Genomic DNA, 20,177 nt, shown 5'->3' with positions numbered 1-20,177 from the left:
GGGGAGAACCGATGATGGGCGAGAGGAATGAAGGCGCCGTGCTGCCAAAGATAGGGGTGGCGGCTTTGCTGGCCTGCGGCCTGTTTCCAACCATCGGCCTGTTTTCGCCCGGCCTGGTGCTGCCGCAGATTGAGCACGCGTTCATCGACACGCCCAATGTGAAGCTGTTGACCGAACTGGTCGGGACGCTGGCCGGCTTCGCCTTCGCCATAGGCGCGCCGATAGCAGGCGCACTGATCGCGCGCCTTGGCTGTCGGCGTGTTCTCTTGCCCGCCCTGTTGCTGTTTGCCGTTGCGGGTGCCGCCCCGGCGCTGCTGCAGGATCTTTGGGGCATATTGGCCGCCCGTCTCGTGCTTGGTTTTGCCTTGTCCGGAGTCTTCACCAGTGCATTGGCCGGCATCGGCGCCTTGCCGGAGGGTCTGAAGATGCGGCTGTTCGGCTTGTTTTCCGTGGTCGGCGGGGCGACGGCGATCATCCTGTTCCCGTTGATCGGCGCGATCGGCCATTTCGGCTGGCAGCCGGCCTTTCTGGTGAACCTTATGGCTCTGGCGGCCGTGCCCCTGGCGATGACATTGCCCCGGACGCTCGGCATGGCGGCGCCGCAGGACGCGGCCATCCGGCTGGACGCGGCGCGGGATCGCGGTCTGCTCAATGCGGCGATGATCGGCCTTCTCGTCCTGGCGGCCATGGCGGGCATGGGCATGTTGATCGGGCCGATCTATGCGCCGCTCTATCTGGTGCAACTGGGGATCAGCGATACCCGGTTGTTCGCCGTCCCGGCGACATGTGGTTCGATCGCCGCTGTCTGCGCATCGGCCCTCTATGGCCGGATGCACGCCGTGCTGGGCATTCGCGGCCTATGGGCGGTCGCCATGCTTGCGATGGGGGCCGCGCTGGTCTTGGCCGGCATCAGCACCAACATGACGCTGTTCACTGTCGCCGTTGTCGCCAACAGCGCGATGGTTGCGCTCATGGCGCCCAATGTCAGCGCCTCGGCCGTCGCATTCAGTCCGCCTCATCTCGCCGCACAGGCCATCGGCCTCGCCAATGGCGTGATGTTCGGCGCGCAACTGGCCTTTCCGTTACTGGCGGCATGGCTGCGATCCGTGGCTGGTCTGGGCGGCGTGTTCCTGCTGTTCGGCGCGCTTGTCGGGTTGATCGGGGCCGGCATCGCGTTCGGAATGGTGCTGGCTCGCCGGCAGGTGGCGGAGCCGGTTTCGTCCTGACTTGCGGCACCACGCATGATCCGAAGTGCTCGCGAGTGAAGGCCGGTATCAAGCGAAGCCTCCACTCGCGATCGGACCTCAGAATTCGAACCGTGCGGAAACCCCATACATGCGCGGATCACCGCGAAGGCCCGTGGCATATCCGCTGGAAGCCGTCAGGTTGGTCGCGTAGGCGAAATAGGCCTTGTTGAACAGATTGTTGACATAGGCCGACAGGCCGATCCCGCTGCCGCCGATATTATTGTAATCCAGGCGTAGATTGACCAGATCCCACCCATTGATATAGCCTCCCACGGGTACGACAACATCCGCTGAATAATAGCGGCTTTGATATCTGTATCCCGCCGTACCGACAATTTCGCCACCCTTGTCATCGGCTGGCAAGGTATAGCTGACCTGGGCGTTCGCCGTATATTTGGGAATATAACCGAAGGGCGTGATGGCCGCGACGTCGACGCCATTATTGATGAAGCTCTTATATTTCGGGTCGGTATAGCTGAAACTACCCGACAGGCTGAGACCCGTCACTGGCTGGAGCGTCGCCTCTACTTCCACACCACGGATGCGGGACCGCGCCGCATTGAAGATGGAGGACACCAATGTGCCGCTGGTCGGCGAAACGAAGCTGACCTGTCGCTGGATATCCTTGTACCAGGCCTCATAAGCCGCCACGTTGAACCGCAGCTTTGCTCCGCCGCCCAGGTCGGTGTCCAACTTCAGGCCAAGTTCGACGTCGTTGACCTTCTCAGGGTCATAGGGGATCGCCGCTGCCTCCGTAGTGGCGCGGGACTGCAATCCGCCGGCGCGATAACCGTGACGGTGCGCGGCATAGATCATCAGTTCGTCGTTGAACTTGTAGTTGAGACTGGCAAGCCAGCTCGGTTCGTTGAACGAAACTTCCTGATGGAACAGGCAGGGGGGTGCGATGACCGTCCCGTCGAGCAGCCTGAAAGTGCAGTTGCTGCCGGTCATCTGCAGGCCGTCGCTGGCTTTCTTGTCATGGGTGTAGCGAAGGCCGAGGTTGAGCGAAAGCCCCGTTTCGCCAAAGCGGTATGTGCCCGACGCAAAGGCCGAGTAGCTGATATTCTTCGCATAGACACCGGATGGGCGATCGACGGTCGGCGCAGATGGAAGATTGCTGGTGGCGATGTCGCTGCCTTTCTCGTTGAAATAGAACAAGCCGACAATCCAGTCGAAGGCGCGGCTGTTGCCCTGCAACTGCAATTCATCGCTAAATTGCCGAATGTGCGATTCACCCTTGAACCGCAGCAGAAACAGGGATGATCCGTCAATATCCCATTTCGAGAAGGTATTGATCTTCCGATAACCCGCAACATTCTTGAGAGTCAGGGAATCCGATAGATTGATGGTCGAGATGTTGGAGAAGTCATAGGTTTTGGCGGTTTCCATCGGGGCGTCATTATTGTTGAAGCTCCACGGATCCGCCTTGTTTGCCGCCACCTGCGCATTCAGCGTCGGGAGAACGGGGGCCAGCGACGCAATGGCAGGATTGACGGCATAGATGACGTTGGCCGTGCCATGATCCTTGGACTGGAAATAATTGGCGTAGAAGGTGCTGGTAACGCCTGCCGCCGGTTCCAGCTTCAGCGTGGCCCGCACCGCCTTGTAGTTCTGGCTATTGGCATCAAATCCGGTCTGCCGATCGTGCATGAACCCGTCGCGCGTGCGGATCGTCCCGGCGATACGGAGCGCGGCGCCCTCGGCAAGCGGGATGTTGAAAGCACCCTTGGCGTCGAGCAGCCCCAGATTGCCCATCGTTGTTTCGAAATTGCCTTCCATTGCATTGCTGGGCTGGACGGTCGTCACCAGCACCGCACCGCCCGTTGTATTTCGGCCGAACAGCGTTCCCTGCGGCCCGCGCAGCACCTGCACCGACTGGATGTCGAACAGCGCCGCATTCAAACCCTGAGGCCGCATGAAGGGGACCTCGTTGAAATAATTGACGACCACGGGATCCAGCACCAGCGAGGTGTCGATCACGCGTTGACCGCGCATGGTAAAGCTGGGCGTGTTGGACCCGCGCGGCGACTGGGAGACAGTAAGCGATGGGGCGACACGCCCAAGATCCAGCAGCGTCTGCACCCCTTCCGCGCGCAGAGCGTCGCCGCTTTTGGCGGTCACGGCCACCGGGACGTCGATCAGCCGCTCCTCCTTCCGGCGGGCCGTCACCACTATGTCTTCCGAACCGTCAGGCGCCTGGGCGGCTGAAATGGGTTGATTTTGCGCCCAGGCCGGCGTCGCGGCGGACAAGGCGATCCCGCTCGCAGCCTGCAGTAATATGGATGCCGATATCTTCATCATCTTCCTCCCCTTTTTGATGTTCAGATTATATTTCGGTGGATGCATGCCCTGGGCGCCACCAACCCGGCGCCGCGAAAGTCAAGGCGAAGGACAGCGCCAGCAGCGCGGCGAACATCATCCATACCGGCGCATAGTCACCCGTCGCATCGGAAATCAGTCCGGCGAATATCGGGCAGACCATGCTGATGGGGGCCATCGCCGCGCGCGTCCATCCCAGTGCGCGTCCATAGCTGCCCAGGCCAAAGATCTTCGCGACGATCCCGCCCCAGACTGGCAGCATCGCGCCAAGGCCAAAGCCGAACAGCATCGCGCCCCCGAACAGCATCGGGTAGAGCAGGCCGGTCGCAAGGACGATCAGACCGGATGCCATGAGAGCCAGGCCGATGCGCAGCGCAATGACGGGCGACAATCTGTCAGCGGCAATGCCGAATACCAGCTTTCCCGCCACCGACGTTGCGCCGATCACGGACAGCAGGGCTGAACCTTCCAGGCTGCTGAAGCCGCGCGATACGGCAAAGGCGACGATCGAAACCATGGTCCCCGTATTGGCCCCGATCATGGCCCCGATCGTCAGCGTGACGATCCAGAAGGCAGGGGAACGGAACATTTCACTAAGGCTGATGGGCGGGCCGCCGGGCCGGCGAAGGGCGAGGGGAAGCCGCTCATGCTCGGCTATGTTGTCGGGCAGTCGCGCCAGGAACCAGATCGGCGGTATCAACACCAGCATCAGGACCGCGTAGATCAGGAAAGTCGCGCGCCAGCCGAAGCGCGAAAACAGAATGTCCGTCAGTGGTGGAAAGATGACGGCGGCAACTGCGGTCCCGATCACGGAGAGGCCGATCGCCAGGCCGCGACGTCTTTCGAACCAGTGCGACACCAGGATGTTCGTGACCACGGTACCGATGCAGATGTCCGCCAGGGCGATAAGCGTGCTGAACACCAGCAGGACCTGCAGGATCGAGGACGCGGTCGACACCAGTGCGAAACCGGCGGCGGTGCCCAGCACGCCCAAAAGCGCAACGCCCTTGATCGGCCAACGCTCGGCCATCATCCCCACGGGGGCCGAGCCGAGATTGCCCAGCAGCAGCACCATCGTGTAGCCGATGTTGATGGTGGCCCGATCCGCGTTGAAGCTTTGGGCGAAAGCCAGGGCGTAATTGCCGTAGGCATAATAGACAGGCCCGGCGCCCAGCATCAGCATGGCGAAGCAAAGTGCGACGACGGCCCAGCCACGATATATGCCGGCGGACCCCCCAGCGCTTTGGCTGGTCGTCCCATATGAAGATGGGCGCCTTGTCACGATCCTGCTCCTCCCGCGCAGCCCTTGTATTTTATGGCCTTGGGTTGCCGGGCGAGATTCCATACAACTTGTATGGTGGTCAATGACAAGCTTGCCAGTCGGGGCGGCTTGCGGCCATAATCGTCAAAACATCACATGGGCGTAGGATATGGGCGTAGGATGACATTGGCGGCAGAATCGACCTGTGGTGCGCCGGTTGTCAGCACTGCGGCGGCGCGTCGGCGGGCAAGCGGGCCGCGAGGACAATCGCAGGGGGACGTGCGAACTCGCCTTGTCATGGCGGCGACGCGCCTGTTTGTCGAGCGCGGGTTCCTCCAGACAAGTGTCGAGGATCTGCTGGGTGCGGCCCGGATCAGCCGCGCCAGCTTCTACACCTATTTTGAGAACAAGATCGCCTTGCTTGCTGCGCTGGCCGATGACCATATCGAACGCAGGATGCGCCATTTCCATGATCTGGCGCAACTCGGCCGGCCCGATGTGGAGCAAGTTGCCCTGTGGTTCAGAAAAGTGGGCGAAACGAGCCAGGAGCAAGCCGGTATCGTCCGGCTCATGCGTCTGGCTGTCGCACTGGATCCTGATCTGATGCGGCGGTTCGTCAGGGCTCGCGATAAATATGCGGAGATCCTGGGGCAGAATTTCCGTCGACTGGACCTTGCGATCAGCAATCGCGAGGAACGGGAAGAACGTCGCGCGGCGGCCCATCTCCTGATAATTCAGGTGGAACAATTCGCATCCAGTTCGGCCGACGGCACCTGGTATCTGGATGTAGACATTACTTCGCGAACTTTCGCGCGCTCATTGATGCAATATGCTTGAAGACGCTCGGGTGAATGCGGTCGACGCCTGATCTTTCGTCCATTGCTTCCCGATGGGATGAACCGGGCTGATCCACAACATGGCGGCGATGAGGCGGGTCATGCCCGTCGGCGACAGAGCGGAACCAGGGCGCTTGTTGCGGCGTCACGCCAAACGCCCATCCCTCAAACCAATGGAATGCGTGCCGAGGCTTCCGGTCCGATCAGGGCGGCCAGCAGCCGGATGCCCTTTTCAAGCCGATCCCGCGTCAGCGCTCCACCGATCGAGATGCGCAGTGCCGGCGCCGCCGCCGACCTATCGACGGCAAAAGCCTCGCCGCCCACGACCGACAGCCCATGCGGTCGCAACGCCTCCATCACCGCGGCGCCATTGATGTCGGCAGGAAGCGGCACCCAAAGATGATAGCCTGTTTCATGGGCCCGGAAGCTGCCTTCATGGAGCCATTTCCGTACGAGAAGTTGCCTTGCGGCAGCCTCGCTGCGAATTTCGGCGACAAGGCGCTCGAACAGGCCGTCCCCGACCCATCTCGCCACTATTGCGGCATTGAGCGGCGGGGCCATGATGGCGGTGTCATGGACATCGGCCGCCAGCCGCCAGGCATCGGCCACGCCGGGCGCGCAAAGCCAGGCGACGCGAAGACCCGGGGACAGGATCTTGGACGTGCTCGCAATGTGCCAGCTCTGCTCTGGTGCAAAGGAAGCGATGGGTGGCAGCGGGTCTTTCGGCAACAGGCCATAGGCGTCATCCTCGATCACGATCAGCCCATGGCGTCGCGCAACGGCGGCGATCGCCTTGCGACGGCTTACCGACATCGTCGCCGTTGTCGGATTGTCGTTGGTCGGAACGACATAGACTCCCCTGAGCTCGACGGTCCGGCAAAGGGCGTCGAGCGCATCGGGATCAATGCCTTCGCTGTCGGAGCCGATCGCGACCAGCCGGATGTCGAAGCGGCGAGCGAGCGCGAGCACTCCCGGATAGACATTGCCGGCCACTGCCAGCACGTCTCCCGCCCGCAACTCGGCACTGAATATCGCGTGGAGCGCATGTTGGCCGCCGGCTGTGACCAGCACAGTGTCGTCCAGGCAGGGTATGCCGCGCTTCTGCAGCAATTGGGCGCCGGCTTCTCGCGTAGCCGGCATTCCGCCTCGCGGCGGATAGGAGAGGGAAAGTGACTCATGATCGCCGAGCAAGGCTTCGGCGGTGCGCCTATATTCTCTCGACAGCAGGCTGCCAGCCTGTTCGGGCGGTGCGTTCATACCCGCGTCGCCCAGCCTGGCGCGCGCATATTTCGGTGTTTCGACCCTTTGTTCCCGTACGAAGCTGCCGCGACGGCCATCGCTTTCGATAAGGCCCAGTCGCTGCGCTTCACCATAGGCGCGGGTCACGGTCGTCAGGTCAATGTCCAGCGCATCGGCAAGGACGCGTTGCGGGGGCAGGCGCACGCCCGCAGTCAGCCTGCCTGCCTTGATATCCAGCATCATTGCATGGGCAATCGCGAGATATTTCGGCCCTGCCACTCCATCTATGTCGGGCATCCAGTTTTGCATGGATCAATCCTTGAACTGCATGCCTTCACAATCCAGACAAAAGGCCGTCAATCGTCAAAGGCCTTGCCGGAGCCGTTGCCATAGAGATGCGCCCAGACCTTTTCCGTGCCCGCTTCCTGTGCCCTGTTCACATATTGCGACGCGACAAGCCAGCCTTTGATCGGTCGCAAAGGCAGCAGGCAACCCAGGATCATGAGTGGAGCCGAGACCAGCATATGGACCCACCATGGCGGCGTGAAGGCGACCTGCAACCACACCACCATGAAGGTGAGCGGAAAGGCGATGATGCAGAGCGAGAAAAAGGCCGGACCGTCGTCTGGACTGGCGAATCGATAGTCCAGGCCGCAGCGGTCGCAGGTCTGCGCGATCTTGAGCCAGGATGCGAACATCCGCCCCTCGCCGCAGCGCGGGCAGTCGCCATGCCACCCTTTGCTGAGGATCCATTGGAATTTGTCGCTACCGTTGGCCATGGGTCTGTTCCGAATCGTCATTGCTGATGCCGACATAGAATATTATGTATGGAAAATATAGCGGTATATGTATGGATATACGAGCCTATCGCCGCCGCGATCCCAAGATTGCGGCGGGCGTCTTCAATTACCTGGGCCACCTTGTCCGGCATCCCGATCAATGGGGTCCACCATCACATCGAAGCCGCTGAGAATGGGCATGGCATTGATGGTCTGGCGGCCTTGGATCAGGCTGGTCAGGCTGTTCACATTGGCGCCTCGCCCGTCGCCCCAACCGTGCGGCATGGTCACGACGCCTGAACGCAGATTGCGGTCCGGGGCCACCGTGACGCGCAGCTCACCATGTGCCGAGCGCACGCGAGCAAGGGCACCAGGGACGAGTCCCCGGGAAGCCATGTCGTCGGGATGCATGCTGAGCGGGTTTTCGGGCATGCGCCGCGCGATCGATGGCAGGTCATGGTACATGCTGTTCTGCACATGTCGCACCCGTCCGCAGACAAGGCGTAGCGCAGAGGTTTGACGACGGACCCCGGCCAGTGTCTCAAGTTCAGCCAGGACGTCGCTCGGCGCCACCTGGAAGCGGGGCGGGCAGGGCTCGGCGGGTTTGACGCACATGGGATCCCCGCGCAACACGACCCCCCGCTTTTCCGCCAGCAGATCCTCCGCCGGGAAGGCCGAATGGCGCAGGAGGATGCGGAACAGGTCCTCGGTCTCAGGGCGGGTCTCCATGGAGATCGGCACGTCGTCGAAAATGATCTTGTGGCCGGTGCGCTTTGCGAGTTCCCAGAAGACCTGCCAATCCTCGATCAGTTCGCTGTTCTCAGGCGGCCGGGCAACCATTTGCGCGAACTGGTGGAAGGGTTCGTGCAGGGTGTAGCTCTCCCAGTCGCGGCTGCGTATATCGGCCCGTTCCAGCATCATCGGCGGCGGCAGGATGAAATGGGCGAGCCGCGACGTCTCGTTGAGGAAAGGGTCGATCGATACCAGCAACTGCAAATTGCCGAAGGCCGCTGCTGTTTCGGCGGTTTCCGCCAGCGCATTGACGGGATTGCCGCCATCCACCACGAGCGCGCGAACAGCGCCTGTCCCGGTTCCCAGGATCGCCTGCGGAAGGATGGCACTCATGCGCTCACCCATCAGAAGGCCGTATCCCCACCCGTCACGCCAACCGCTTTCCCAGCCGCGCGTTGGCGCAATCGCCTGCGCGCGGCGCGGCCAGCGAGCCCCCAGCACACCCGGATTGCCGATCGCATCGCCCTCTCGCGCGAACCGGCCGCACAGCACATTGAGACATTCGACAAGATGTTCCGTGAGATTGGAAAAGGCGCCCATGTTCGCCCCGGTGCCCGATGCTGCAGCGCCCCGCTTGCGCCGCCCGTCAGGATGCGGTTCGGCAAAGTCGCGGGTGATCGCGACCAGGTCTTCGGCCGCGATGTTGCAACGCTGCGCCACATGGTCGACAGTGAAAGGTGCAAGGGCGTCCCGCAGCGCTTCCACGCCCTCCACATTATGTTCGCAAAACTCCCTGTCGGCCCAATTCTCCTCCAATATCAGGCGCAACATGCCCGCGACCAACGCCGCATCTTCGTCCGGCAGCGGCTGCAGCAATCGGTCGGCAAAGGCGGCCGTCTCCGTCCGGCGGGGATCGATCACCAGCAGGCGCGTGCCGCGTGCCTTGGCTTCTTTCAGGGCCTTGACCGGGTTCTGCATCACCATGGTGAAAGTGGATAGCGACACCAATGGATTGGCGCCGATGACCAGCAGGACTTCAGCGTTTTCATAGGGGTCCTTGCCAGCCTCCCACACGCCCAGCCGGTCTGCGGTTATCCACTTGGCGGACTGGTCTATGGTCATGGTCGAAAAGAAGCTGTGTGATCCCATCGCCGCCAGCCAGGCCGGCAACATATGCGCTGCCAGGCTGTTGGTGTAGTTCATGGTGCCGCGAAAGCCGGCGACCGCATCCGGGCCATGCTCGGCCAGGATCTTCCCCAACCGTTCGGCGATCTCGTCCAGCGCTTCGTTCATCCCCACCTGGACGAAGCGGCCATCGTCGGTGCGCCGCAAAGGGTGCAGGATGCGATTGGGGCTGCTGTGCGCCTCGCCGAGCGTCAGCCCCTTGATGCAGGCATAGCCCCTTGTAAGCGGATTATCGGGATCGCCCCGGACGCGATCGACGCGGCCCGCCGCATCGAGCTCCACGATGATGCCGCATTGGCCGGCGCAGATCCGGCATGTCGTGATGCGGCTGATATCAGTTTCATGGGGTGCCGCCTTCTTCATGCCACTCTCCCGGTCGAAGATGTCGCCATGTCCATTCCATTATGCCAGAATGGGAAACGCCCTGCACCGCATTGGTCCCGCCCGGACCTGCTGTCGAGGAGCGATCGTCGCGGGAGGGTGGCAGCGCATTCACGGGATGCGCGAAGGGAAGGTGGACATGGCACAATCATGGATAATAAGGGGCGGACATATTTGGTCCGGCGAGACCGGCGATGTTCGCGAGCGGGCGGACGTGCTGGTGACGGGCGACCGAATTGCAGCTACGCAGCTGCCTGGCACGCCTGCGCCGGCCGGCGCGCAAGAGGTGGACGCAAGCGGCGCGACAGTGATTCCCGGCTTGATCGATGCGCATGGTCATCTCAGCTTTCCGACAGTCACCTATGCTTACGAGATAGAGGACACCCCGCCTGAAGAAACTGTTCTTATCACGATGCACAATGCGCGGATCATGCTGGATGCGGGTTTCACAGGTGTGATCGGTGCGGGATCGCCCAAGCTGCGATCGGAGATCGTGATCCGCAACGAAATCGAGGCGGGGCGCATTCCGGGGCCGCGCCTGCTGGCCTCGACGCCCACCCTGACTGCGACCGGCGGGCTTAACGACACGGCGCAACTGCATCAGCGGCGCGATGTTGCGGCGGCTGTCGTCGATGGCGCGGAAGCATGCCGCAAGATGGTGCGGCTGGGTTTTCGCGAGGGGGTCGACGTGGTGAAGGTCAACATGTCGGGCGATGATTTCTTTCCGCGCCCGACCGGCCGAACCACGACCCTGGCAGAGGACGAAGCGCAGGCGATCGGAGAGGCGGCGAGGGAACTTGGTCTGCTGGTCAGCGTTCATGCGCGCTCGGCGGAATCGATCAAGCGGGCGCTGCGCGCCGGGGCCACGCTCATCAATCATGCCGACTTCGCCGACGATGAAGCGCTGGACATGCTGGAGGCTGCCAAGGATCGCATCTTTGTCGCGCCGACAATAGGATATTACCACAGTCTGCTGCATGACAGCCCGTTTGACCGCGCGACAATTGATCGCATGGGTGTTGAACCTGCGATGGAAAGCAACATTGCAGTGCATAGTGAATTACGGCGCCGGGGCGTCCGCGCGGTGATTGGCGGCGATTATGGCATGCCCTGGCAGCCCAATGGCGCCAATGCCCGTGACGTGCAGCATTTCGTGAGCTACCTCGGCTATACGCCGGCTGAAGCGCTGTACGCCGCGACCGCCAATGGAGGCGAACTGATGGGCAAGGGCGCCGGGCGGATTGCTCCGGGCATGTTGGCTGACATGCTGCTGATCGACGGCGATCCCATTGCTGATCCGCGGCTCCTCGCCGATGCCAGGGCGCTCCGGGCGGTGATGAAGGGGGGGCAATGGCACAAGGCGCCCGCCCCGATCAGCCGTTCGGTGGAGGAGGCTGCCTGACCTTGATGATCCAGGGACAGCCGCTGGAGCGTCGCGTGGGTTTCCGGGAATGGAGCGCCGGCGCGGGAAGCAGCGGATCGGCTGGAGCCGCAATGACAAGCCAATTACATAGGAGAAAATGATGCCAGCCGACACGCCGCCTTATCCAGGTTTCTTCCAGGTCGCCTATGTCACCCGCGATATCGACAGGGCGCAGGCGCAGTTCGCCGGCACCCATGGCATAGCGCGCTTTCTGGAGATGCGCGACATACGCTACCCCACGGGGCCGGGCCGCGAAGCGCATTGCCATGTTTCCCTGGCCTATGTCGGCGCGACGGAAATCGAGATCATTCAACCGATCGACGGGGACGTGGCCATTTACGTGGAGGGCCTGCCCCAGGCTGAAGGCCCTGTCGTTCGGTTCCATCATCTTTGCCGGCGCTTTGCGACGCGAGAGGCATTCGATGCGGAACTGGACCAGCTCCAGGCATCGGGCCGGACGCTGCCGATCCGCGGTGATGTCGACGGGGTGGGCAGCTATTATTATTGCGACATGCGAAACCTGTTGGGCCACTTTGTCGAAGGCATCGTGTTTGACGATGGAGCGAGCGACTGGCTCGCCTCCATTCCCCGCTTCTGATGGATCACGCCTGTTGCCTGTCGGGCATCAACGGGCTGAATGCCGATCCGTCCCGGGACTTGCCATTTGAGGGGTGGGCAAGGTCCGTTCGGGCGGCGGCATCAGCTCCCTGATCATGTCTCGGGCTCGGGCGGGCGGCCGGGGCCAAGGCCGCGACAAACGGCCAGCCGACCTCTCTCTGTGCGGCAGATCGCACATGCGTCGGTGGCCGATTCATCGCCGCCTATGATTGCACAGGGCGCAGCAGCAGCAGTGCGCCCGCCGCCGTCAGCGATCCCAGCGCCATGGCGAGCGCGACGATGGGCAGGCCGAAATTCAGGCTGAAGAGGAAACCGGCGATGATCGGCCCCAGCGCGGCGCCGCCCCGGCCCAAGCCGATCACTACCCCGGTGCCGCCGCCGCGCACGGAGGTCGGAAAGGATTGCGCGATGATCGCATAAAGGCCCACCACGCCCGCATTGGTGAAGAAGCCGGCCGCCGCCGCCACACCGGCAAGGCCTGAGAGGCTGGATTGCCCCTGGCCGAAGATCGTGACCATGACCGTGGAAGCCAGCATCGCGGCGATGACCAGCGCCCGAATGCTAATCCGCCAGCTCAGCAAGCTCAACAGCATCGCTCCGGCCAGGCCGCCGACATTGGCCCAGACCAGCACTCCGCCCGCGGCGGACGCGGCATATCCCATGTCGACCACGATCTTGGGCACCCATTTCAGGATGAAATAGAAGGTCATGATATGCGCGAAATAGGCGGCCGTCAGCAGGATGGTGACGCGAGCCAGCCCAGGCGCGAACAGCGCCGCGACCGATGCCCTGGGCGCGATCCCGTCGGGTGGAGGCAGGGCGCTCACCGGCTGATGCCGGTAGCGGACGAGCAGCGCGTTGACGCGCCCTAGCGCGCCCTCGGGCCGCCTTTGGAGCAGGAAGCCGATCGATTCAGGCAGCAACATATAGGCGAGAGGCAGGAAGAAGCCCGTCATGATGGCGCCGAACAGGAACACGTTGCGCCATTCGCCCGAAACCAGGATCAGGGAGGCGATGGAACCGCCGGCGATCGCGCCGATCGGATATCCGGCCGCCATGACCGCCACCGCCAGACTGCGGGATCGGGCATTGGAGAGTTCCGCCACCATCGCATTGGTGGACGCAAGCATCCCGCCGATCCCAAGGCCCGTCGCCAGGCGGATGGCGGACAGGGAAAATATGCTGAAAGCCTGCGTGGCGGCCAGCATGCCGCCTGCCATGATGACCAGGCATAGGAGGATCGTCGGGCGCCGGCCCACGCGATCGGCAAGCCCGCCCAGCAGTACCGATCCCGCCGCCATGCCGATCAGCTCCATCGACAGCACCAGCCCGAGCGCGGCGCGGTCCACGCGCCATTCGGCCGCAATGCCGGGCGCGGCGAAGCTGATCGCCAGCACGTCGAAACCGTCCAGCGCGTTGAGCAGAACGCACAGGACGATCGCCGCGATCTGCGGGCGCGCCATCGGCGCCTCATCCAGCAGGCGTCTGATGTCCCCCTTTTCTCCCGTCATCCTCGTCCTGCCTTCTTTTTTCAATCGACCGCGAATATATCCAGCCGCACATGGTCGCGATAGCGTGCAGCCGTGCAAAGGAAGATGGTGCGCCCAAGCCAGCCGTGAACACTGTCCTGGGCGACCTTGAACCGCGGTGTGGTGCGGAAATAATAGAGCGCCGGATCGACATCCTCGCCTGCGGCGATCCGCGCCAGCACGGCGGCGGGCCCATGGCGATAGCCGGGATTGACGATGGAGATGATCGTCCCGTCCTTTGCTTCAATCGTATAGCGGGCAAATATGTCGGCGGTGCCGTCTGCGCGGATCGATTGCCAGTCCGCACCGCCGGCAAGCACCTTGCCCTCAAGCCGTGGCCCCTCGACAGTGCCGCCGGTGATCGGAATGATCCGCTTGCGTACGCCATCGACCATGCCCAACTCCCGCGGCTCGCCGATCAGTACGCGCAGGCGCATCGCCAGGCTCAGCGCGGGCACCGCCAGCGCGGGTTCTGCGGCCTTTGTCGCGGGGGCGATCGTCCCGCCCAGCGCCATGCCGGGCATGGCCTTCAGCAGCGCGCGGCGGCCGACTTCGTCGGTCATTCCGGCAATTCCGGGCCGAACAGCAGCCTCATCGCGTTCTGCTTCACGATCGGCGCCCGGACTTCCGGCTTGAACCCGGCCTCGTCAAAGGCGGCGATCCACTTGTCCGGCGGGATCAGCGGGAAATCGGAGCCGAACAGGAATTTATGCCCAAGCTGCCCATTGGCGTAGCGGACGATCTGGTCAGGAAAATAGCGCGGGCTCCATCCCGACAGATCGATGAAGATATTGGGCTTGTGCAGCGCCATGGAGAGGGACTCGTCGGTCCAGGGCCAGCCGGGATGCGCAAGGATGATCTTCATGCCCGGAAAATCGACCGCAACGTCATCCACCAATATGGGCTGGCCATATTTCAGGCGAATGCCGCCCCCGCCCGCCATTCCCGATCCCATGCCGCTATGGCCGGTGTGAAAGATGACCGGCAGTTGATGATCGTTGATCACCTCATAGAGCGGCCAGGCCATGCGGTCGCCGGGATCGAAATTCTGCAGCGGCGGATGGAATTTGAAGCCGCGCACGCCATGATCCTCGATCAGCCGCCGTGCCTCTATCGCGCCCCGTTTGCCCTTGTGCGGATCGATGGAGGCGAAGGCGATCATGATATCGCTGTTTTCTGCCGCCGCTTCCACGATTTCCTCGTTCCGGATGCGCTGGATGCCGGTGCCCGCCTCCATGTCCACGGTGAACATGACGAAGCCGATCTGCCGCTCGCGATAATAGGCAAGGGTTTCCGGGATGGTCGGCCGGCGGCGAGGCGCCTTGAAATAGCGGGTGGCCGCATCGGCAAATTCACCGAAGATCGGGTCTTCGGGGTCATGGCAGCTGACCTCCGCATGCACGTGCATGTCGATGGCCCCGAGTTTGGCGAAATCCGCGCGCGTGGCTGCCATGATTCCCTCCGTTCGGCCTTTTCAGCCCGCCCTGGGGGCCGTCAGCATCAATGCGTCCAGCGCCACCGCTCCCTTGCCTTCGGGGTAGACGATCACCGGGTTGAGGTCGATCTCGCGAATGGACGGTTCGGCCAGCAGCACGCGGCCCAGCGTCGCGATGATCTGCGCCACGGCCTCCACGTCAAGTGCCGGCGATCCGCGAAAACCGCGAAGCAGGACGGCTTGCTTGAGCTGATGCAGTTCGCGCACGATCGCGTCCACCGGCAGGTCGGGCGTGAAAAGGCGCACATCCTGGAGGATCTCCGCCGTGACGCCGCCGAAACCGGCCAGGATCACCGGGCCCCAATCGGGATCGCCCTTCGCGCCGATGATCAGTTCCACGCCGCGCTCGCCCATGCCCTCCAGCAGGGCGCCGTCCAGCGTCAGTGCCGGGTCATGAGCCGCGACATTGGCGTACAGGCGCGCCCAGCCCGCACGCAACTCGTCCGCATCGCGCAGGTTGAGCACCACGCCCCCCGCGTCGCTCTTGTGGCTGAGGTCGGCCGACTGCGCCTTGAGAGCGACCGGATAGCCGATCGTTTCGGCAGCGGACGTTGCCTGTTCGACGCTGGTGCAGAAAGCGCCCTGGGGAAAGGGGATGCCGAACCGCGCCAATATCGCCTTCGCCCGATATTCGGGAATGACGCCGCCCTGGTCGGGCAGGGCGGCAGCGGCGAGCGGGCTGGTGTCGCCTTCGCTGAAGTCACGGCGGGCATGGTCGTTGAGGCGCTTCAATGCCCGCATCGCGCGTTCGGTCGAAGGGAAATAGGGGATGCCGAAGGCGCGAAGCTGATCGATATAGTCCTGCGCCACGTCGGCGCCCTCGTCCAGCCCGGCGAAGATCACCGGCTTGGCAGGCCGCAGTTCGCCAACGGCACGCAGGATCGGAGGCAGCTTGATGCCGATGGTCACGGGATCGGTCTGGATGATCCCCGCGACGATGCTGCCGAACCGGTCGTCGTCGAACAGGGCGGCGAGCGTACGGTAATAGAGGTCGGGATCGACCAGCCCCTGGGCCGTCAGGTCGAGCGGGTTGGAGACGCCGACGAAATCGGGCAGGGCGGCGCGCAGGGCGGGGGCATTGCTATCGTCCACCTTCGGCAGATCGAGGTCGAGCGCCTCGCAAAGGTCGAGCGTCAGCGCCTTGAACGCGCCGCTCTCTCCCAGCACCGCGACGCCGCCAGCGGGAATGGTCGGGCAACGCAGCGCGATTTCCGCAATGTCGCCCAGTTCCTCCAGCGTTTCGGCGAAGATCACGCCGGCGCGTTCAACCTTCACGCGCATCAATTGATAATCGCCCGCCATGGCGCCCGTATGAGTCGCGGCGGACTCGCGGGCCGCGCTCGACTTGCCGGGATGAAGCAGCACAATGGTCTTGCCCAGTGCCCGCGCGCGCCTAGCGGCGGCCAGGAAGCGCCGGGGCTTGCGGAACTGCTCGACGATCATGGCGATGACCTGGGTGGAGGCATCGTCCAGCAGATAGTCGACATAATCCTCCACTCCGGAGGCGGCTTCGTTACCGGTAGAGATGGAGAAGGAAAGGCCCAGGTCACGGCTTGCCAGCGTGGTGCCGAGGACACAGGCCATGGCGCCGCTCTGGGAGACGATGCCGATACCGGCGCGGTCGCCCAGCGGCCTGGCCTCCGTCTCGACGAAGGTCAGCGGCACGCGGTCGATGAAGTTGGTCATGCCAAGGCAATTGGGGCCTTCGACCACCATGCCCGCTTCCGCCGCGATCCGGCCGATTGCCCGCTGTTCGGCAAGGCCGTCCTCGCCGCCTTCGGCGAACCCTGCCGAGAAAATCACCGCCGCGCCCACCTTGCGGGCGGCGAGCGCCTGTACCGTTTCCAGCACTGCGACCCGCGGGATGGCCAGCACAGCGGCGTCCACGCCTTCCGGCAAGGCATCGACGGAGGGCAGGCAGGGGCGTCCGCCAATCTCCGCCCTTTTGGGGTTGATGAGGTGGATGTCCCCGGCAAATCCGTTGCGGGTCAGGTTGGAGAGCACTGACGCCCCCAGCGCGCCCGGCTTGTCCGACGCGCCGACGATCACGACCGAGCGGGGCCGCAACAGCCGGTCGAGCGAGGCGGCGGGCGCATCGGGCAGGTTCAGGGTGTCGACCGTCATGGCCTGTCTCTCCAAAATCTGTCTGTCAGGACGGGCCGCGGGGCGGGGCGGCCCGATCGGTCGTCAGGCGCTCTGCCTCGACTTGTCATAGGCGCCCAAGCCCGGCTTGTAGCTCTTTTCGTCGATGAACTGCTTGATGCCTTCCTTGCGGCCTTCATTATCGTAGCTGTTGGCGGCCTCCTGCGCGCGGACCAGATAATCCTCGGCATTGTCATAGGTCATCTCGCGGACCCGGCGAATGGCATCCTTGGTCGCCTTCAGGGCCACCGGATTCTTGGTCAGCAGCACATTGGCGACCTGGGTGACGCGATCCTTCAACTGCGCGAGCGGCAGCGCTTCATTGACGAAGCCCCATTCGGCGGCCTTCTTGCCATCGACATTCTCGCCCATCAGCGAATGGTACATGGCATTGCGGAAATTGGTCAGCTCCGTGGCGACCTTGGCCGCGCCGCCGCCAGGCAGGATGCCCCAGTTGATTTCGGAAAGCCCGAACTGTGCCTCCTCGGCTGCAAAGGCCAGGTCGCAGGCAAAAAGCGGACCATAGCCGCCGCCGAAGCACCAGCCATTCACCATGGCGATGGTCGGCTTCTGATACCAGCGCAGGCGCCGCCACCAGCCATAGCTTTCCCGCTGTGCGTTGCGCGTGCCGGCCATTCCATGCGCTTCGGTTTCGCGGAAATATTCCTTGAGGTCCATGCCCGCCGACCAGGCCGATCCTTCCCCGGAGAGAACGAGGACGCCGACATCGGCCCGAAACTCCAATTCGTCCAGGACGCGCATCATCTGGCGATTGAGGCGCGGCGACATGCAGTTGCGCTTGTCGGGTCGATTGAAGCTGACCCAGGCGATGCCGTTCTCGACTGTGAAGGCGACGGTTTCAAGCTCGGACTGTTCGACATTGTCGACATGCAGGATGTTGGTCATGGGAAAATCTCCGGCAAAATCAGGAAAGATCGGTTCGGCCAAATTCAGATGGGATAATGGCCGGGCTGGGTCTCCATCGTGATCCAGCGCAATTCGGTGAAGCTGTCGATGCCGGCCTTGCCGCCAAACTTGCCATAGCCCGATGCCTTGACCCCGCCGAAGGGCATCTGGGCCTCGTCATGGACGGTCGGGCCGTTGACATGGCAGATGCCCGACTGGATCTGGCGCGCGACCTTCAGCCCGCGCGCGGTGTCGCGCGTGAAGACGGAGGCGGAGAGGCCATATTCGCTGTCGTTGGCCAGCTCGATCGCATGTGCCTCGTCGCGGGCGCGAACGATGCCCACGACCGGGCCGAAGCTCTCCTCGCGGAACAGCTTCATGTTCGGGGTCACGTAATCGATGACATGGGCGGGCATCAGGACGCCGTTCGCGTCGCCGCCGTTGAGCTGCTTCGCGCCGGACGCGACCGCATCCTCGATCAGCGAGCGCACATGCGCGACCGTTTTGGTGTCGACCACCGCGCCCAGCGGCGTTTGGCCCAGGCGCGGGTCGCCAACCGCCATGGTGCTTGCTTTCGCCCGGAACTTTTCCGCAAAGGCATCGGCAACGGCATCGACGACGATGATCCGCTCGGTCGACATGCAGATCTGGCCCTGGTTCATGAAGGCGCCGAAGGCCGCCGCCTTCACGGCTTCGTCAAGATCCGCGTCCTCCAGCACGATCAGCGGCGCCTTGCCGCCCAGTTCGAGCAGGACCGGCTTCAGATGTTCGGCGCAGCGGCGCGCAATGATCCTGCCCACCGCGGTGGAGCCGGTGAAATTGACGCGACGCACCGCAGGATGGTCGATCATCGCTCCCACCACGTCCGCGGCGTCCTGCGGCGCATTGGTGATGAGGTTGACGATGCCGCCGCCAAGTCCCGCCTCGACAAAGGCCTGGATGATGAGTCCGTGCGTGCGCGGGCATTGTTCGGACGCCTTGAGCACCACCGTGTTGCCGCAGGCGAGCGGCACGGCGATCGCGCGGGTGGCAAGGATGATGGGAGCGTTCCAGGGCGCCATGGACAGCACCACGCCTGCCGCTTCGCGGACGGCCATGGCGATGCATCCGGGCTTGTCCGATGGAATGACCTCACCGCCGATCTGCGTGGTGAGGCTGGCGGCCTCCCGCACCATGGCGCTGGAAAGGGCGATGTTGAAACGCGCCCAGCCTTCGGTCGCGCCAATTTCCTCCATCATCGCATCGACAAAGTCGCCAGCCCTTGCGTCGAGTGCATCGGCCGCCTTCATCAGTGCGGCGCGGCGGGCGTTGGGGCCAAGCGCGGACCAGGCCGGAAACGCCGCCTTGGCCGCTTCCACGGCGGCGATGGCGTCATCCACGGTGGCCGCAGCGGCGCGGGTTGCGATGTCACCGGTCACGGGATTTGCGCGGTCGAAGGTGGACATGGCGGCACGCGATTCGCCGCCAATAACCAAGAGAATTTCCGATGCAGGCATATCCTGGCTCCTCATTATTGTTATGTAACATAGCAATATTGATTGTTCTGGGCAATAGCACTATTTCGAAGGTCATGGAAAAGCCGATCGCCGCCAAAACCCTGCAGGATCCCGTCGTTTCGCGGCTGGGCTATCTGTTGCGCCGGGCATCTTCTGCGATGATGACGGATCTTGGCGGCGCGCTGGCGGAGGTCGGGCTGCGGCCGGTGGAAGGCACGATCCTGATTCTGGTCGGCGCCAATCCGGGGTGCATCCAGATCGAACTGGGACGGATGCTGGGGATCAAGCGCGCCAATATGGTGCCTCTCGTATCGGGGCTCGCAGGGCGCGGCTATCTTGAAAAGACGCCGGTCGACGGACGGTCTCTGGCCTTGACGCTGACGGAGGCGGGGGAGGCGATGCGTCGGCAGGTCGAACAGATCATGGACGCGCACGAAGCGCGCTTTGCGCGATCACTGGCGGGGCAGGATCAGGCGGCGCTGCGCACGGCGCTTCTGACGATCGCGCAGGCCGGGCAGGATGATATGGCCTGACCGGTCGTCCTGCCCGCGATGACGCCAGTTGACTGGCACCATCGCCGATCAACAGC

General features: G+C 63.5%; 16 protein-coding genes. 5 read left to right on the top strand and 11 right to left on the bottom strand.

Annotated elements, in window-relative coordinates:
• Positions 1-11 precede the first annotated feature (11 nt).
• Entirely contained in the window at positions 12-1,226 is a 1,215-nt protein-coding gene (locus ACN9MX_RS21390; protein WP_363829071.1) for an MFS transporter, read from the top strand.
• A 78-nt stretch (positions 1,227-1,304) separates the two neighbouring features.
• On the opposite strand, the gene ACN9MX_RS21385 is transcribed toward ACN9MX_RS21390, so the two are convergent.
• Both ACN9MX_RS21385 and ACN9MX_RS21380 read right to left on the bottom strand, forming a co-directional pair.
• Positions 1,305-3,548 carry a TonB-dependent receptor gene (locus ACN9MX_RS21385; RefSeq protein ID WP_363829068.1) on the bottom strand — a complete coding sequence of 748 codons (2,244 nt, stop codon included), beginning with the start codon at positions 3,546-3,548 and terminating at the stop codon, positions 1,305-1,307.
• Between the two features lie 25 nt (positions 3,549-3,573).
• Positions 3,574-4,848, bottom strand: a complete 1,275-nt coding sequence (locus ACN9MX_RS21380) for an MFS transporter (protein ID WP_363829065.1) — start codon at positions 4,846-4,848, stop codon at positions 3,574-3,576.
• Between the two features lie 258 nt (positions 4,849-5,106).
• On the opposite strand from ACN9MX_RS21380, the gene ACN9MX_RS21375 reads away from it, so the two are divergent.
• On the top strand, positions 5,107-5,664 hold the full coding sequence (locus ACN9MX_RS21375; protein WP_363752316.1) for a TetR/AcrR family transcriptional regulator: 558 nt from the start codon (positions 5,107-5,109) through the stop codon (positions 5,662-5,664).
• A 164-nt stretch (positions 5,665-5,828) separates the two neighbouring features.
• Here the strand turns inward: ACN9MX_RS21375 and ACN9MX_RS21370 are convergent, their stop codons facing one another.
• The 3 genes from ACN9MX_RS21370 to ACN9MX_RS21360 form a co-directional block, all read right to left on the bottom strand.
• Positions 5,829-7,211, bottom strand: a complete 1,383-nt coding sequence (locus ACN9MX_RS21370; RefSeq protein ID WP_363829062.1) for a PLP-dependent aminotransferase family protein — start codon at positions 7,209-7,211, stop codon at positions 5,829-5,831.
• A 47-nt stretch (positions 7,212-7,258) separates the two neighbouring features.
• Positions 7,259-7,681 carry a DUF983 domain-containing protein gene (locus tag ACN9MX_RS21365; protein ID WP_133651386.1) on the bottom strand — a complete coding sequence of 141 codons (423 nt, stop codon included), beginning with the start codon at positions 7,679-7,681 and terminating at the stop codon, positions 7,259-7,261.
• Between the two features lie 123 nt (positions 7,682-7,804).
• The gene (locus ACN9MX_RS21360; protein ID WP_363829059.1) at positions 7,805-9,961 is read right to left on the bottom strand and encodes a molybdopterin-containing oxidoreductase family protein; all 2,157 of its coding nucleotides are present in this window, start codon (positions 9,959-9,961) and stop codon (positions 7,805-7,807) included.
• 157 nt (positions 9,962-10,118) lie between these two features.
• On the opposite strand from ACN9MX_RS21360, the gene ACN9MX_RS21355 reads away from it, so the two are divergent.
• Both ACN9MX_RS21355 and ACN9MX_RS21350 read left to right on the top strand, forming a co-directional pair.
• Positions 10,119-11,381, top strand: coding sequence for an amidohydrolase family protein (locus ACN9MX_RS21355; RefSeq protein ID WP_363829056.1), 1,263 nt, complete (start codon positions 10,119-10,121; stop codon positions 11,379-11,381).
• 118 nt (positions 11,382-11,499) lie between these two features.
• A complete protein-coding gene (locus ACN9MX_RS21350) occupies positions 11,500-12,000 on the top strand; it encodes a VOC family protein (protein WP_363736365.1) in 501 nt (166 codons plus the stop codon).
• Between the two features lie 223 nt (positions 12,001-12,223).
• On the opposite strand, the gene ACN9MX_RS21345 is transcribed toward ACN9MX_RS21350, so the two are convergent.
• The 6 genes from ACN9MX_RS21345 to ACN9MX_RS21320 form a co-directional block, all read right to left on the bottom strand.
• The gene (locus ACN9MX_RS21345; RefSeq protein WP_363829054.1) at positions 12,224-13,531 is read right to left on the bottom strand and encodes an MFS transporter; all 1,308 of its coding nucleotides are present in this window, start codon (positions 13,529-13,531) and stop codon (positions 12,224-12,226) included.
• A gap of 20 nt (positions 13,532-13,551) precedes the next feature.
• Positions 13,552-14,112 carry a DUF3237 domain-containing protein gene (locus ACN9MX_RS21340; protein ID WP_363829052.1) on the bottom strand — a complete coding sequence of 187 codons (561 nt, stop codon included), beginning with the start codon at positions 14,110-14,112 and terminating at the stop codon, positions 13,552-13,554.
• Positions 14,109-15,002 carry an amidohydrolase family protein gene (locus ACN9MX_RS21335; protein ID WP_363829049.1) on the bottom strand — a complete coding sequence of 298 codons (894 nt, stop codon included), beginning with the start codon at positions 15,000-15,002 and terminating at the stop codon, positions 14,109-14,111. Before ACN9MX_RS21335 ends, ACN9MX_RS21340 begins: the two co-directional genes overlap by 4 nt.
• 21 nt (positions 15,003-15,023) lie before the next feature.
• Positions 15,024-17,168, bottom strand: coding sequence for an acetate--CoA ligase family protein (locus tag ACN9MX_RS21330; RefSeq protein ID WP_363829046.1), 2,145 nt, complete (start codon positions 17,166-17,168; stop codon positions 15,024-15,026).
• Between the two features lie 63 nt (positions 17,169-17,231).
• Positions 17,232-18,092, bottom strand: coding sequence for a p-hydroxycinnamoyl CoA hydratase/lyase (locus ACN9MX_RS21325; protein WP_363829043.1), 861 nt, complete (start codon positions 18,090-18,092; stop codon positions 17,232-17,234).
• A 44-nt stretch (positions 18,093-18,136) separates the two neighbouring features.
• Entirely contained in the window at positions 18,137-19,588 is a 1,452-nt protein-coding gene (locus ACN9MX_RS21320) for an aldehyde dehydrogenase (RefSeq protein WP_363829040.1), read from the bottom strand.
• 74 nt (positions 19,589-19,662) lie between these two features.
• Between ACN9MX_RS21320 and ACN9MX_RS21315 the strand changes: the two genes are divergently transcribed.
• The gene (locus ACN9MX_RS21315) at positions 19,663-20,121 is read left to right on the top strand and encodes a MarR family winged helix-turn-helix transcriptional regulator (protein ID WP_363736355.1); all 459 of its coding nucleotides are present in this window, start codon (positions 19,663-19,665) and stop codon (positions 20,119-20,121) included.
• Positions 20,122-20,177 lie beyond the last annotated feature (56 nt).

Origin of the sequence: Sphingobium sp. R-21 (genome assembly GCF_049913335.1) — a bacterium.
Taxonomy (GTDB): domain Bacteria; phylum Pseudomonadota; class Alphaproteobacteria; order Sphingomonadales; family Sphingomonadaceae; genus Sphingobium.
Note: the sequence above shows the minus strand (reverse complement) of the source record. Positions and strands in the feature narration are given on the sequence as shown.